At 72.0% G+C, this 13,797-nt stretch carries 14 protein-coding genes; 6 read left to right on the top strand and 8 right to left on the bottom strand.

All coding sequences use genetic code 11. The annotated features are described in order from the left end of the window. Positions 1 to 35 precede the first annotated feature (35 nt). Entirely contained in the window at positions 36 to 1,154 is a 1,119-nt protein-coding gene (locus ABD714_RS02155; protein ID WP_344810616.1) for a BMP family lipoprotein, read from the bottom strand. Positions 1,155 to 1,310: 156 nt separating this feature from the next. Further along, entirely contained in the window at positions 1,311 to 2,534 is a 1,224-nt protein-coding gene (locus tag ABD714_RS02150; RefSeq protein WP_344810615.1) for an amidohydrolase, read from the bottom strand. 118 nt (positions 2,535 to 2,652) lie between these two features. Here ABD714_RS02150 and ABD714_RS02145 point away from each other — a divergent pair, with 118 nt between their 5' ends. Then, on the top strand, positions 2,653 to 3,543 hold the full coding sequence (locus ABD714_RS02145) for a siderophore-interacting protein (RefSeq protein ID WP_344810614.1): 891 nt from the start codon (positions 2,653 to 2,655) through the stop codon (positions 3,541 to 3,543). A 91-nt stretch (positions 3,544 to 3,634) separates the two neighbouring features. Here ABD714_RS02145 and ABD714_RS02140 read toward each other — a convergent pair whose 3' ends face one another. The 4 genes from ABD714_RS02140 to ABD714_RS02125 are packed head-to-tail and all read right to left on the bottom strand — an operon-like array spanning position 3,635 to position 8,045. Further along, entirely contained in the window at positions 3,635 to 4,417 is a 783-nt protein-coding gene (locus tag ABD714_RS02140; protein WP_344810613.1) for a hypothetical protein, read from the bottom strand. Continuing rightward, positions 4,414 to 5,067 carry a hypothetical protein gene (locus tag ABD714_RS02135; protein WP_344810612.1) on the bottom strand — a complete coding sequence of 218 codons (654 nt, stop codon included), beginning with the start codon at positions 5,065 to 5,067 and terminating at the stop codon, positions 4,414 to 4,416. The genes ABD714_RS02140 and ABD714_RS02135 overlap by 4 nt, the downstream gene beginning before the upstream one ends. Positions 5,068 to 5,106: 39 nt before the next feature. Next, entirely contained in the window at positions 5,107 to 6,453 is a 1,347-nt protein-coding gene (locus tag ABD714_RS02130) for a flavin monoamine oxidase family protein (protein ID WP_344810611.1), read from the bottom strand. A gap of 11 nt (positions 6,454 to 6,464) precedes the next feature. After that, positions 6,465 to 8,045, bottom strand: coding sequence for an acyl-CoA mutase large subunit family protein (locus tag ABD714_RS02125; RefSeq protein ID WP_344810610.1), 1,581 nt, complete (start codon positions 8,043 to 8,045; stop codon positions 6,465 to 6,467). A 97-nt stretch (positions 8,046 to 8,142) separates the two neighbouring features. Between ABD714_RS02125 and ABD714_RS02120 the strand changes: the two genes are divergently transcribed. The 3 genes from ABD714_RS02120 (at position 8,143) to ABD714_RS02110 (ending at position 10,724) form a co-directional block, all read left to right on the top strand. Beyond that, complete coding sequence (locus ABD714_RS02120; RefSeq protein WP_344810609.1) at positions 8,143 to 9,777, top strand: sensor histidine kinase; 1,635 nt, start codon at positions 8,143 to 8,145, stop codon at positions 9,775 to 9,777. Beyond that, positions 9,762 to 10,421 (top strand): response regulator transcription factor, encoded by a 660-nt coding sequence (locus ABD714_RS02115; RefSeq protein WP_344810608.1) that lies wholly within the window; start codon positions 9,762 to 9,764, stop codon positions 10,419 to 10,421. The genes ABD714_RS02120 and ABD714_RS02115 overlap by 16 nt, the downstream gene beginning before the upstream one ends. 84 nt (positions 10,422 to 10,505) lie before the next feature. Continuing rightward, complete coding sequence (locus ABD714_RS02110) at positions 10,506 to 10,724, top strand: hypothetical protein (protein WP_344810607.1); 219 nt, start codon at positions 10,506 to 10,508, stop codon at positions 10,722 to 10,724. Positions 10,725 to 10,755: 31 nt separating this feature from the next. Here the strand turns inward: ABD714_RS02110 and ABD714_RS02105 are convergent, their stop codons facing one another. Together ABD714_RS02105 and ABD714_RS02100 are read right to left on the bottom strand one after the other, a co-directional pair. Further along, positions 10,756 to 11,094, bottom strand: coding sequence for a hypothetical protein (locus ABD714_RS02105; protein ID WP_344810606.1), 339 nt, complete (start codon positions 11,092 to 11,094; stop codon positions 10,756 to 10,758). Between the two features lie 114 nt (positions 11,095 to 11,208). Next, entirely contained in the window at positions 11,209 to 12,432 is a 1,224-nt protein-coding gene (locus ABD714_RS02100; RefSeq protein ID WP_344810605.1) for a phosphotransferase, read from the bottom strand. Positions 12,433 to 12,635: 203 nt separating this feature from the next. Between ABD714_RS02100 and ABD714_RS02095 the strand changes: the two genes are divergently transcribed. Both ABD714_RS02095 and ABD714_RS02090 read left to right on the top strand, forming a co-directional pair. Beyond that, positions 12,636 to 13,223, top strand: coding sequence for an RNA polymerase sigma factor (locus tag ABD714_RS02095; RefSeq protein ID WP_344810604.1), 588 nt, complete (start codon positions 12,636 to 12,638; stop codon positions 13,221 to 13,223). Continuing rightward, positions 13,223 to 13,759: a hypothetical protein gene (locus tag ABD714_RS02090; RefSeq protein WP_344810603.1), complete on the top strand. Its 537-nt coding sequence runs from the start codon at positions 13,223 to 13,225 to the stop codon at positions 13,757 to 13,759. The genes ABD714_RS02095 and ABD714_RS02090 overlap by 1 nt, the downstream gene beginning before the upstream one ends. Positions 13,760 to 13,797: the final 38 nt, after the last annotated feature.

Here is a 13,797-nt window from a genome sequence, read left to right as displayed (position 1 = left end):
TCGTCGGTGCTGGCGATCAGGTGCTCACCGGTCGATCAGGTGGTGGGCTGGGACTTCGACTCGATCGTGATCTTGCCGGAGACGATGTCGGCCTTGAGTGCGTCGAGCTCGGTCTTCATCTCGGCCGGCACCTTGGCGTCGAAGTCGTTGAACGGGGAGAGCCCGGTGCCCTCGTTCTCCAGCGTCCCGACGAACGGTTCGCTCGAGAACGAGTCGTCCTGCGCGGCCTTGATCGCGTCGAACACGGCGACGTCCATGCCCTTGTAGACGCTGGTCATGATGTTGGCGCAGTAGTTCGGGGCGCTGACGCAGCCGTCGGTGTCCACCCAGATGGCGTTCACCTTGCCGTTGCTGGCCTTGGCCGTCTGCAGCGCACCCTCACCGGCCGGACCGGCCACCGGGAAGATGATGTCGGCGCCCTGGCTGGTCAGGCCCTGGGCCGCACGCCCGCCGCCCTTGACGTCCTCGAACGGCTTGTCCGACTGAACGAAGGTGCCGTCCTGCTTCTCGGCGTTCCAGCCGAGCACCGAGACGTTCTTGCCCTTCTGCTTGTTGTAGTAGGCGACGCCCTGGGCGTAGCCGTCCATGAAGATCGTCACGGTCGGGATGTTCAGGCCACCGAAGGTGCCGACCTTGCCGGTCTGGGACATGCCCGCCGCGAAGTAGCCGGCCAGGAAGCTGGACTGGGCGGTGTTGAACACCAGCGGCTTCAGGTTGGTCACGCCGGCGAACTTGGCGTCGTTGGAGTCGACGATGGCGAACTTGATGTCGGGGTTCTTCTTGGCCGCGGCCAGGGTGTCGTCGGCCAGCAGGAAGCCGACGGTCACGATGATGTTGCACTTGGCGTCGACCATCGACTGGATGTTCTTGGCGAAGTCGGCAGTGGTGGCGGACTCGACCTCGCCGGTGGCGATGCCGAGCTGGTCCTTGGCGTCGGTCAGGCCCTTGTAGGAGGTCTGGTTGAACGACTTGTCGTCGAAGCCACCGGAGTCGGAGACCATGCAGCCCTTGAAGTCACCCGTGGCGGCGCTGGTGCCGCCACTCGGAGCGGCGGAGGAGCCACTGCCCTCGGTGCCCGGCGCCTGCGCACAGCCCGCGAGGGCCAGGGTCGTGGCGGCAGCAGCGGCACACAACCCCAGGAACGTCTTCTTCACTCAGATCTCCTCGACAAGATGGGACGAGACATTCTGCTGTCCCGCGAACTCGTGACCGCACGCATCGTCGGTCCGGCCTTGATTCTCACAGACTCTAACCGGACCCTCAGGGATTGCTGCGATTCCGCGTAACGATCTGGGAAATTCGGCGCGCAGTCACTCCGCGGCGGACTCCGCCGGGCGGCTGCTCACCGCGGCCAGGGCGGCGACCCCGACCCGGATGCACTCCTCGTCCACGTCGAAGGTGGGTTGGTGGATGTCCGCGGCCGCCGGCTGCCCGACCGGCCGGACCCCGAGCCGGGCCATCGCCCCCGGCACCTGACGCAGCATCCACGCGAAGTCCTCGCCGCCCAGCGACTGCTCGGTGACCGTCACGCCGTGCGGACCGAGCACCCCGCCGGCGGCCGCGGTCAGCCGTGCGACACCGAGCTCGTGGTTGACCGCCGGTGGCACCCCGGCGGTGACCGAGACCTCGACACCGACCCCGAAGGGCTGCACGATCTGGCTGACCAGCTCCGGGATCAGCCGCTGTGCGGTCCGCCAGCCGTTCTCGTCCAGCGCGCGCAGCGTGCCCTCGATCACCCCGACCTGCGGGATGGCGTTGGCCACCGACCCGGCGTGGATCCGTCCCCACATCATCGACAGCCCGCTGCGCGGGTCGACCCGACGGGAGAGCAGCAGCTGGGTCTCGGTGGCCAGGGCCCCCAGGGCTCCGACCAGGTCGGCGGTCAGGTGCGGCCGCGACGTGTGCCCGCCGCTGCCGGTGACGGTGACGGTGACCTGGTCCACCGCCGAGGTGATGGGGCCGACCCGGAGCGCGATCTGCCCGACGTCGGTGCGGGGGTCGCAGTGCAACGCGTACACCTCGCTCAGGCCGTCCAGCACCCCGCAGGCGATGGCGTCGACCGCGCCGCCGGGGCTGGTCTCCTCGGCCGGTTGGAAGATCAGCCGGACGCCGCGGCGCAGCTGGCCCTCCTCGCGCAGCCGGGCCAGCACCAGACCGGCGCCCAGCACCACCGACGTGTGCACGTCGTGGCCGCAGGCGTGGCAGACACCGTCGGTGACCGACCGGTAGGGCACGTTCTTGCCGTCCTGGATCGGCAGCGCGTCCAGGTCCGCCCGGAGCCCGACCAGGTCGTCGGGGCCCACGCCGTCGGGGAGGATGTCGCAGACCGCGCCGGTGCCGGTGCGCAGCACCTCGGCGTGGAGACCTGCGCGAGCCAGCGTGTCCACCACGAGCTGGGTGGTCCGGTACTCCTCGTGGCCGATCTCGGGGTGGGCGTGGAGGTCGCGACGGAGGGCGACCAGATCGCCGTACAGCCGATCGGTCTCCGACCTGATCAGCCCGAGCCGTGAGCTTGTGGACGTCTGCACCTGCACGGCGCCAGTTTCTCACTGCGGCGGAGGCGATCGCGCCGATGTTCACCGTCAGGTGGAGCAAGGGTAGGCTCGCCTTAGCAAGATCGAGCACCCCCGTCTCTCTCAGGAAAGGCCACTCGTGGGCTACTACGCCGACTACTTCCGCGCCGACGTGCGGGAGGTGAGCGCGTTGACCCCGAACATGGTCCGGATCGTCTTCGGCGGCGAGGACCTCCGCCGCTTCGTGAGCAGCGGCGACCCCGACGAGCGACTGGTGGTGGTGCTCCCCCGACCGGGTGAGCGCGAGGCACCGGCACCCGTCCGACAAGCCGACGGCACTCTCGACTACCCGGCCGACGACGAGCCGGAGATGCGCAGCTACACGGTGCGACGGGTCGATGCCGGGACCGGCGAGCTGGTCATCGACTTCGTCCGCCACGAAGGCGGCGCCGCCGCCGGCTGGGCGATCCAGGCGCGCGTCGGCGACGTCGTCCAGCTCAGTCCGGCCAGCGGCTGGTACGCCCCACCGGGTGACGCCGCCTGGCAGCTGCTGCTGGCCGACATGACCGCCCTGCCCGCCCTCGGTCGCATCCTGGAGGAGCTCCCCGCCGGTCGGCGCGCGATCGTCCTGGCCGAGGTGACCGAGCCCGGCGATCAGCAGGAGATCGAGACCGCCGCCGACGTGACGTACACCTGGCTGGCCGGGAGCGGCAACGGTCACGGGCCGAGCCGGTTGTTCGCGGCCCTGCGCGAGCTCGAGCTGCCGGCCGGACCGGGCTACCTCTGGTTCGCCGGTGAGGCGGCGGAGTCGCGGGCGGTCCGCACGTACGTCCGTCGCGAGCTGGGCTGGCCCACCGACCGCTTCACCGTCCTCGGCTACTGGCGGAGGGACAAGGAGCGCTGGATGGCCCGCTACGAGCAGGTGGGTGAGGGCCTGGAGAAGGTGTACGAGAGCGCCGTGGCCTCAGGGCTCTCGCAGGGTGACGCCCTCGACGTCTACGAGGAGGCCCTGGAGAAGGCCGGTCTCTGACCACTCTCGGGCCATGAGTGAAGCAGGGGGCTTCAGAACGCCGCAGTGAAGGGCTCCGCTTCAGTCGCGACCCGCTCTTTCGCCGAGCGAGTCAGCCGGACGCCGCCAGGGCGACCAGCCCCACCGTGCTCAACGCGACCAGCCAGCTGGCGAAGCTGCCCACCAGGAAGTACTCGGTGACGTCGCTGGCGCCGCCGTAGCCGGGATCGCCGGCGCGCGGCACCCGGAGCTCGGGGAACCGCAGCAGGGACTTCGCGGCCACCACCACCGCAGCGCCGGTGAGACTGCCCCCGACACCGAGCCCGAGGATGAGCAGCCGCTCCATCGGACCGAGGATCCGTCCGCCGCGCAGGGTCTTCTCGTTGTCGCTGGCGGGCACCCCGACCAGGTCCAGCAGCAGCCGCACGATCACGTTGGCGGTCGAGATCTGGACCACCAGGGCCGCCAGGACCAGCAGCACCCGCTCCGCGGGCAGGTGGGCCAGCCCGGAGCGGTCGAGCCCGGCCAGCAGGAACGACGCGCGTCCGGCCGCGGGTCCGGCCAGCAGCAGCGCCAGCACCCCGAGCAGGAGCGACGCGTACGCCAGCCCGGCCGCACGCGCGGGCGTCAGGGCGGCCGGCCACCGAGTCGTCGCGACCCCGCCGAAGCGGGCCACGGCCACGGCCGAGCCGACGACCCAACCGGCGATCCCGAGGGTGGCGGCGATCCAGGCGAGCCAGCCCGCCCCCTCCGGACCGACCAGCACGGCGGCCAGCAACGACAGCGCCGTCCCGAGCGCAGCCACCAGCAGCACCGGCCGTCGACCGAGTCGCTGCCGGGCCCGGACGACGTCCAGCCCGCCCACCAGCACCAGCCAGAGCGCGAGCGCGGTCACCGCGGCGGAGCCGGGACAGCGGGATCGGAGGTGTCGACGAGCATGCGCTGAGCATCGCGGACGGCACTGACACCCTTGGCGAAGGCCTGGGAGACGGCGGAGTCGCTGACCTGCTCCTCCGCCGCGATCTCGTGCTGGCTGGCTCCCGCGAGGGACCGGCGCAGCATCCGGCGGGAACGGTCGTTGAGCCGGTCGACGAGCGCGTCGCGGGTGACCAGGAAGGCGTTGACCCACGGGGCCGGGCCCGCGACGGACGGGGCGTGGCGGTCGTCGTAGGCGGTGCGGCGCGCGCGGGCGGCCGGCTCGTCGAGGAGGGCCAGGGCAGCGCGCGCACTCCACCAGGCCTCGCCGTCCTGGAGCATCGGGGTCTTGGCGGCGTCGAAGACCTCCCGCCCACCCACGCCGATGCCGCAGCGGGCGTCCATCGGCGCCGGCAGGTGCAGCCGGACCAGCAGGGCGGCCAGCGTCGCGGCCCCGAGGTCGGCGTACACCCCCTGGAACTCGTCGCCCACCGTCGGCTCCAGCCGGTCCACCGGCGGGACCACCGCGCTCGCGGCGCGGAGGGCGGCCGCCAGGTCCGCCTGAGCCGCCGAACGCGACGCCGAACGCCGTGAACCCACCAGGTCGCCGATCAGCACGTAGACGGTCATCTCTGAAGCCTAGATCTTAACTTCAGCAAAGTGAAGCTCTCAGCTGAACTGATCGGGCAACGGTGTCTCCCAGAGGGCCTCGATCGGCAGCTCACGGTCCAGGATCGTCCCGGCCGCCCGGTGGCCCGACAGCAGGGCGGCGGTGACGGTGGCCGGGTCCTCGGTCCAGGTGGCCTCGCCGGCCAGGTGCAGCACCCCGCCCACCGGAGTGGCCAGCAGGTCGTGGTCCTCCGGCCGGGCGCCGACGGCCAGGTACGCGTACGAGCCCCGCGCGTACGGGTCGGCCTGCCAGTGGGTGACGTGCACCTGCACGGGAGCCTCGACGGCGTCCCCGTAGAGGCGCCGGAGCTGGGTCAGTACGGAGGCGGCCACCCGGTCGTCGTCCCAGTGGCGGATCTCCCGCGCGCACGGACCGGCCGCGAAGGTGAGCAGCGTCGGCTCGCCGTGCAGGTCGGTGAGGTCGTACCAGGAGTGCCACCACGCCCCCTCGGGTCCCTGCTGCCGGATCGCGTAGACGTCCTCGTCCCAGAACCGGCGACCGAAGCGCAGGACGACCTTCTCGAACGCGTTCATCTCGAGGCCGTCCACGGCTCCGGCGAGCGGCTCAGGAAGGGCCGGACGGATGGTCAGGTCCCCGGACTTCAGCACCCCGATCGGCACGGTCAGGACGGCACGATCCGCGCTGACGGTGGCCAGGTCGGTGACCACCGTGACCCCCTCGACGGACCAGCTGACCTGTCGGACCACGTGCTCGAGGCGGACGTCGAGACCCACCGCGAGGTGCCCGGCGAGCTGGTCGTAGCCGTCGGGGAACACCACCTCGTCGCCCGCCACGGCGTCGTCGTCCAGGCCGTGGGCGTCGAGGTCGGTGATCCAGACGCCGTACTGCTCCTCGGTGCGGTGACGGTGGTGCTCGCGCACCCGCTCCGCCCGCTCGGTGTCCCAGTCCTGCCGGGCCAGCGTGGCCTCGACCGCCTCGGCGTACGAGGTGCCCGGTGCGGCCGCGGTGACCGCGCGGGCCAGGTCCTCGTCGAAGCGGTGCAGGTCGTCGACGTAGCGCTGGGCGGTCGCCGCGTCGAGCCGCCGGCCGGTCGGGTCGTAGTAGGCGATCGGGCGGCTGTCGGGCTGGAACGCCCCGACGGTGAACTCGACCGTGCGCAGACCGAAGGCCCCGGCCGCCGCCGCCAGCGGGCTGTCGTCGACGCCGTGGATCCAGGAAGCGCCGAGGTCGGTCACCCGACCGTCGGCGCGGTCGGTCCAGGTGCGGCCACCGATCCGGTCACGGGCCTCGAGCACCACGACCCGCTGCCCCGCCTGCGCCAGCAACCGGGCGGCCGTCAGCCCGGCCACTCCCGCCCCCACCACCACGGTGTCGTACTCGGCCATGCGCACCCCCCTCAGAAGCGTTCCGTCGGCTGATGAGTCCCCCAGACCGCGCGGAGGGCGTCGCAGACCTCTCCGACCGTGGCCCGGGCGGCCAGCGCCGACCGCAGCGGCACCAGCACGTTGTCCGTGCCCGCCGCCGCCGCCGAGACCGCGGCCAGGCCGGCGGCCACGGCCGACTGGTCCCGCTCGGCCCGCAGCCGGGCCAACCGCCCGGTCTGCTCCGCCTCGATGGCCGGGTCGACCCGCAGCGGCTCGTACGGCTCCTCCTCGGCCAGCTGGTAGCGGTTCACCCCCACCACGACCCGCTCGCCGCTGTCCACCCCGCGGGTGACGTCGTACGCCGACCGCTCGATCTCGCTCTTCTGGTAGCCCTCCTCGATGGCGGCGACCGCCCCGCCCCGGTCGGCGACCTCGCCCATCAGCCGCTCGATCTCGGCCTGCAGGTCATCGGTCAGCGACTCGACCACGTACGAGCCGGCGAACGGGTCGACGGTGGCGGTGACGTCGGTCTCGTAGGCCAGCACCTGCTGGGTCCGCAGGGCCAGCCGCGCCGACGTCGCCGTCGGCAGCGCGATGGCCTCGTCGAAGGAGTTGGTGTGCAGCGACTGGGTCCCCCCGAGCACCGCGGCCAGGGCCTGGACCGTGACCCGGACCAGGTTCACCTCAGGCTGCTGGGCGGTCAGCTGCACGCCGGCGGTCTGCGTGTGGAAGCGCAGCATCGCCGACTTCGGGTCCTTGGCCCCGAACCGCTCCGTCATGATCGTGGCCCAGATCCGCCGGGCCGCGCGGAACTTGGCCACCTCCTCCAGCAGGGTCGTGCGGGACACGAAGAAGAACGACAGCCGTGGGCCCACGTCGTCGACCGTCAGCCCGGCCGCCAGCGCCGCCTCGACGTACGCGATCCCGTCGGCGAGGGTGAAGGCGACCTCCTGCGCCGGCGTCGCCCCGGCCTCGGCCATGTGGTAGCCGGAGATGGAGATCGTGTTCCACCGGGGGGTGTGCTCCCGGCACCACGCGAAGGTGTCGCTGACCAGGCGCAACGAGGGGCCGGGCGGGTAGATGTAGGTGCCCCGCGCGATGTACTCCTTCAGGATGTCGTTCTGGATGGTGCCGGTCAGCGCCGAGAGGTCCACCCCCTGCTCCTCGGCCACCAGCGTGTAGAGGAGGAGCAAGACCGCGGCCGGGGCGTTGATGGTCATGGAGGTGGACACCTCCCCCAGCGGGATCCCGGCGAACAGGGTCCGCATGTCCTCGATCGAGTCGATCGCCACCCCGACCTTGCCGACCTCGCCGCCGGCCAGCGGGGCGTCGGAGTCCATGCCCATCTGCGTGGGCAGGTCGAAGGCGACCGACAACCCGGTGGTGCCGTGCCCGATCAGCTCCAGGTAGCGGGCGTTGGACTCCGCAGCGGTGCCGAAACCGGCGTACTGCCGCATCGTCCACCCTCGCGCGGTGTACATGGTCGGGTAGACCCCCCGGGTGTACGGGAACTCCCCCGGCTCCCCCAGGGCGGTGGCGGGGTCGAAGCCGTTCAGGGCGGCCGGCCCGTAGACCGGCTCGAACGGAGTGCCCGACTCGGTCTGACCTCGCATCGTCGTCCTTCCATCGCCCGCCCCCCTGCGGGGTTGATGAGAGCATTCTCACCGGCGGCTCCCCGTGACCCGTACCGGACTCGGGCATGCTTGTCCGATGACCGCCGACCGCACCCGGGACCGCGCCGGTCGTCCGACCCGGTCATCGCGGCGTCCCGTGCCCTGGCGCCCGCTCTCGGTCCGCGCCCGCATCCTCACCGCCGTGCTGGTCACCACCGCCCTCGGCATGCTCGGGGCGGGTGGGGTCTCCTACCTGATCGCCCGCGAGCAGACGCTGGACAACATCCGCAACTCGTTGCTGCAGGAGAACGAGGAGATCAACACCGTCGCCACCCTGGCCGGACGGGGTGAGACCGGGCGCACCATCACCGGTCCAGGCGACGTGCTGTGGCTTGCGATCAAGAGCTCGGTCCCCGATCCCGACGAGGCCATCATCGGTCTGGTCAACGGTCAGGTCGAGTGGGTGCCCAGCTCGGAGGAGCCGAGCCAGAAGTCGCTGGAGAACGATCCCGAGCTGATCGCCGCCGCGGCCGCGGTGCGTCCCGGCGCGCCGGTCCAGCTGCAGCGCCTCTCCACCGCCGGCCACCCCGACATCGCCTTCATGTCCGTCCCCGTGCAGGTCAAGGGCTCCCCCGACCTCGGGCACTACGTGGCCGCGGTCGACGTCCGCCTCGCCTTCCAGCCGATCATCCGCACCCACCTGACGTACGCCGGGGTGGCTCTGGTGGCCCTGGTCGCCATCGGCATCGTCGGCTACCAGGTGGCCGGCAAGCTGCTGTCCCCGCTCCGGTCCCTGCGGAGCACCGCCCAGCGGATCACCGAGACCGACCTCAGCGACCGGATCCCCGTGGACGAGCTGGCCGGCGACGAGGTCGGCGACCTCGGCCGGACGATGAACTCCATGCTCGACCGGCTGTCGGCCTCCTTCGACAACCAGCGGCGCCTGCTGGACGACGCCGGCCACGAGCTCAAGACCCCGATCACCATCGTCCGCGGGCACCTGGAGCTGGTCGACCCGAACGACCCGGCCGACGTGATCGAGACCCGCGACCTGGCGATCGAGGAGCTCGACCGGATGCGCCGGCTGGTGGACGAGATCCTGATGCTGGCCAAGGCCCGCCGGCCCGACTTCGTGCAGCCGGAGCCGGTGGTGGTCGCCGACCTGCTGGCCGGCGTGCTGGACAAGGTGATCGCCCTGGGCGACCGACGCTGGCTGATCGAGTCGACCAGCAACGAGGTGGTGCAGCTCGACCCGCAGCGGATCACCCAGGCCCTGATCCAGCTGGTGGCGAACGCACTCAAGTTCACCGAACCGGGCTCGGTGGTGGCCCTCGGGGGGCGGATCTACGGTCCGGAGGTGCGACTCTGGGTGCGTGACGAGGGCATCGGCATCCACGCCGAGGACCGCAGCCGCATCTTCGAGCGCTTCGGTCGTGGCTCGGACCCGATCGGCACCCAACCGCCCGGGACCGACGACGGCGCCGGACTGGGACTGGCCATCGTGGACGCGATCGCCCAGGCCCACCACGGCCGGGTGGCTCTGTCCTCCGAGGTCGGGGTCGGCTCCGCCTTCACCCTCTGCCTCCCCCGCACGGGCCGGTCGATCGACCACGACGAGCCGGTCGCCGGGTCCGACCCACCACCCGGGTCGACGCGGCCCGCCGCCGCCGCCGACGCAACAACCCCCGACGACGCGACAACCAGGGAGACCGTGACGTGGCCGCCATCTTGATCGCCGAGGACGAGCCGCGGATCGCCGCCTTCGTCGAGAAGGGGCTGCGCGCCGCCGGACTGTCCACCACCGTGGCGAGGACGGGCCCGGACGCCCTGGACTACGCCTGCACCAACGAGTTCGACCTGATGGTGCTGGACATCGGTCTGCCGCAGCTGGACGGCTTCGCCGTCCTGGAGGCCCTCCGCGGGCAGGGCTCGACCATGCCGGTGATCATCTTGACCGCCCGGGACTCCGTCACCGACACGGTGGCCGGGCTGGAGGGCGGCGCCGACGACTACATGGCCAAGCCGTTCCGGTTCGAGGAGCTGCTGGCCCGGGTCCGGATCCGGCTGCGGGACACGACGCCGGCCCAGACCGTGGTGCTCGGCCACGGCGAGCTCAGCCTGGACCTGCGCACCCGGGTGGTCACCGTGGCCGGCAAGCCGGTCGAGCTGTCGGCCCGGGAGTTCACCTTGATGGAGACGTTCCTGCGGCACCCCAACCAGGTGCTGAGTCGCGAGCAGCTGCTCTCCCGGGTGTGGGGCTACGACTTCGATCCCGGCTCCAACGTCGTCGACGTCTACGTGCGCTACCTGCGCAACAAGATCGGCAGCGACCGGATCGCGACCGTGCGCGGAGCGGGCTACCGGCTGTCCGTCTAGGACCGGATCGCCCGCCCGGCCGGACCGCGTTGTCTGTCGGCTGTCCGTGGTCCAGGTGCCGGCGACGACCCGACACTTGGGGTCGTGACGACCTTCGCCTGCCGGCTCGGCCGGCATGACTGGGCCACCGAGATGAGGCGGTTCGACGACGTCGAGGCGGCCCGACCGGTCGACGTCTGCCGACGCTGTGGGAAGTCGCGGTCCGCCGGCCAGTTCGACTTCGGCCGAGGCAGCGCCGGCGACACCGGTGCCGGACGCGGCGCGCCCGACCTGGGCGGCGACGCCGGGATGGGTGGGTTCTAGCCGCACCCCGGAACGAGCCGCCGGCACAGGATCACTCAGGGGTGTCCGGCGACTTCGGCGACGTGGGGCTGATCGGACTGGCGGCCGAGACGGTCTTCTTCCCCGCGGGTTCACTCTTCTTGCTCGGCTTCGCGGTGGGACCGGGTGTCGCGGTCGCCGCGGACGCGGTCGCGGTCCGACCCGGAGTGGTGGCCGCAGGTGTGGGGGTGCCCCGGGCCGCCTTGGCCCGGTTGGCCGCCTCGGCGTCGACCACCAGTCCTCGGTGTTCCGGCTCGGCATCGAGAGTGGGCGAACCGTAGACGGCGGCGACCGGGCTGATCACGAGGGCCGCGGCACCGCCGGCGACGATCCACTTCGTACGGGTGCGCATGCCCGCCAGCCAACCCCCCGCGGATGAGGCGCCCGGGAGACGACGATGAGAGACCTCTCATCGTGGCGGCGACGCCGGCAGCAGCCCCGGCGGGTCCGCGCGAGACCGACGACGTCAGCCCGCGCTGCGGACCAACCGCTCGGCGGCGTCGACGATCTGCTCGGTCTCGGCCTCCCAGTGCGGCTCCTGACCCCGGTAGGGGCCGGTGGCGAGCGACACGACGACCCCCGCGGCCCGCAGGCGCAGCTCGACCGGATCGACGCGGGCGTCGAAGACCGGCATCCAGGTCCGCACCAGCTGCGACACGCGGGCGGCCTGGACGGTGCTCATCCGCTGCACCGTGGACAGGTGCGCGACCAGGCAGGCCAGGTCGTCGGCCCGCCGGCCCGGCCCGACCGTGTCGATGTCCAGCAGCCCGGTGACCCGTCCGTCGGCGACGAACAGCTGCCCTTCGTGGAAGTCGCCGTGGGTCGGCTCGCTGCCCGGCCCGATGCCGGCCAACCCACCCCTGACCTGGGTGACCAGCCACTGCAGGCGGCTCTCCAGCGGAGGCAGGGCCGCGGCCACCATCGCCGCGTACTGGTCGATCGCGTCGGTCCACGGGTTGCGGCGCGGCAGGGTGGCGACCTCCCGTGGCATCGCGTCCAGCAGACCCACCAGCTGCTCGGCCGTGCACGGCGGCTGGGGATCGAAGATGGCCTGGGCCAGCGGCCGACCAGGGAGCTGCGGGAGCACCAGCAGGCAGTCGTCGGTGGCGGCGGCCACCTGCGGCGCCGGCAGGCCGGCCCCCAGCAGCAGCTGGTGGCGGCGGAGCGTCGGCTCGAACAGCTTCTGCCGCAGCACCTTGATGTAGAACACCGTGCGGCGGCCGTCGATCGGCACCGTCGCCCGCAGGACGGCGCGGCGGCGCGGTCGGTAGCCGATCATCTCCAGCTCGACCTGGTCGGTCTCCACCAGCTCGGGCGTGATCTCGTACGCATGCAGCAGGGCGGCCACCTGCTCGGGGTAGGCCGCCCGGACCAGTCCGGGCAGGTCAGGGTCGCGCGGGTAGAGCCAGACGGCGACCTCACGCTGCCCGTCGGCGAAGATCACGGCGCGCTCGTCGGTCTCGGTCCGCCCACCGACCCGGACACTGGCGCCGAGCAGCTCGTTGCGGCGACCGAACGGCCAGTCCACCACCGCCGTGTAGGTCGCGGTGGTGGAACGCTGCGGGTGCGCGTCGACATGGTCCAGCTGCCAGCTGAGCAGGGAGCCGCCGCCGTGGTCGACCGCGGCACGCAGCAGCTCCTCCACGTCCGTCGAGGTCAACAGCACGGAGCCGTCGGGATCGGGGTTCACGGTCGGGCTCCTCCAGCGGCCGTTCGGGTCGGTCAAGCGGTCGGACGATCCTCGCACGTCGGGGGCTGGATGTATCAGAGCGAGCCGAGCACACTCATCGAAGAGACATGAGCCAGAAGCCGAGGTCCCCGCGTCAGCAGCCCCACCCGCCGGCGTCCGACCAGCCCGGTGACCGAAGCCGGTCCGACGAACGGAGCCCCTCGATGCCCGGAAAGCTGGAGGACGGACTGGCCACGCGCGCCGGTCGGCTCTTCGCGGCCTACCGCGCCGGCGACGAGGCCGTGATGGCCGACCTGGTCCGTACGCTCACTCCGATCCTCTGGCACACCGTCCGGGGGGTCCGCCTGGACGCGGCGGCGGCGGAGGACGTGCTGCAGACGGTCTGGCTCACCCTCGTCCGCAAGGCGGACACCATCAGCGAGCCCCAGGCCGTGCTGCAGTGGATGGTGGTGACCACCCGCCGGGAGGCCTGGCGGGTGGCCAAGGCCGCCAACCGGGTCCGGCCGGAGGACTTCGAGTCCGCCATCGGTCAGGACCAGGCGCCCAGCGCCGAGTCGGTGGAGGACGACGTCTGCGCCGCCGACGCGCAGTCGCGGCTGTGGCAGCACGTCCAGCAGCTGCCGGAACGGTGCCAGACCCTGCTGCGGGTGATCGCGTTCGCCGATCGTCCCGACTACGCCGAGCTGGCACGTTCCCTGGGGATGCCGCAAGGCAGCATCGGGCCCACCCGTGGCCGGTGCCTGGCGAAGCTCCGGCTCGCCCTCGCCGCCGATCCTGCCTGGGAGGCATGATGAGCAACCACGACCACCGACCCGCCGACCCCGCGGTCGACGAGACCGAGCTCACCCTGGCCGCCGAGGCTCTGACCGATGACGACGAGGCCCTCCTGGCCGCGCTCCGGGCCTGCTACGAGGACCTGGACCCCGTCCCCGACGGGCTGGTCGAGCGGATCCAGTTCGAGATCACCCTGGACGCCCTGCACACCGAGGTGGCCACGCTCACCTCGCTCGACCTGGCGGACAGCGGCGCCCGCAGCGCGTCCACCGAGTCGATCCGGACCGTCACGTTCACGGCCGAGTCGGTGACCACGATGGTCACCATCAGCCCGCAGCCGGACGGCACCGTACGGGTGGACGGCTGGGTCGCCCCGGGCGCCGGGTTGCTGGTGGAGGTGCTGCTGGCCGACGGGGCCCACCGGACCCACGCCGACGAGGACGGGCGGTTCGTGATCGAGGACCTGCCGGCCGGGCTGGCGAAGTTCGCCCTGCACACGACCGAGGCCGACGGCTCGCCGCACACGGTGGTCAGCCCGACCATCGAGCTGTAGACCGTCGACCCCCGTCGCTCATCGGTCCCTGTAGAACT

The sequence above is a fragment of the Microlunatus aurantiacus genome (assembly GCF_039536605.1).
GTDB lineage: Bacteria > Actinomycetota > Actinomycetes > Propionibacteriales > Propionibacteriaceae > Microlunatus > Microlunatus aurantiacus.
The sequence above is the reverse complement of the archived record's forward strand: the minus strand, read 5'-3'. Positions and strand labels throughout refer to the sequence as shown.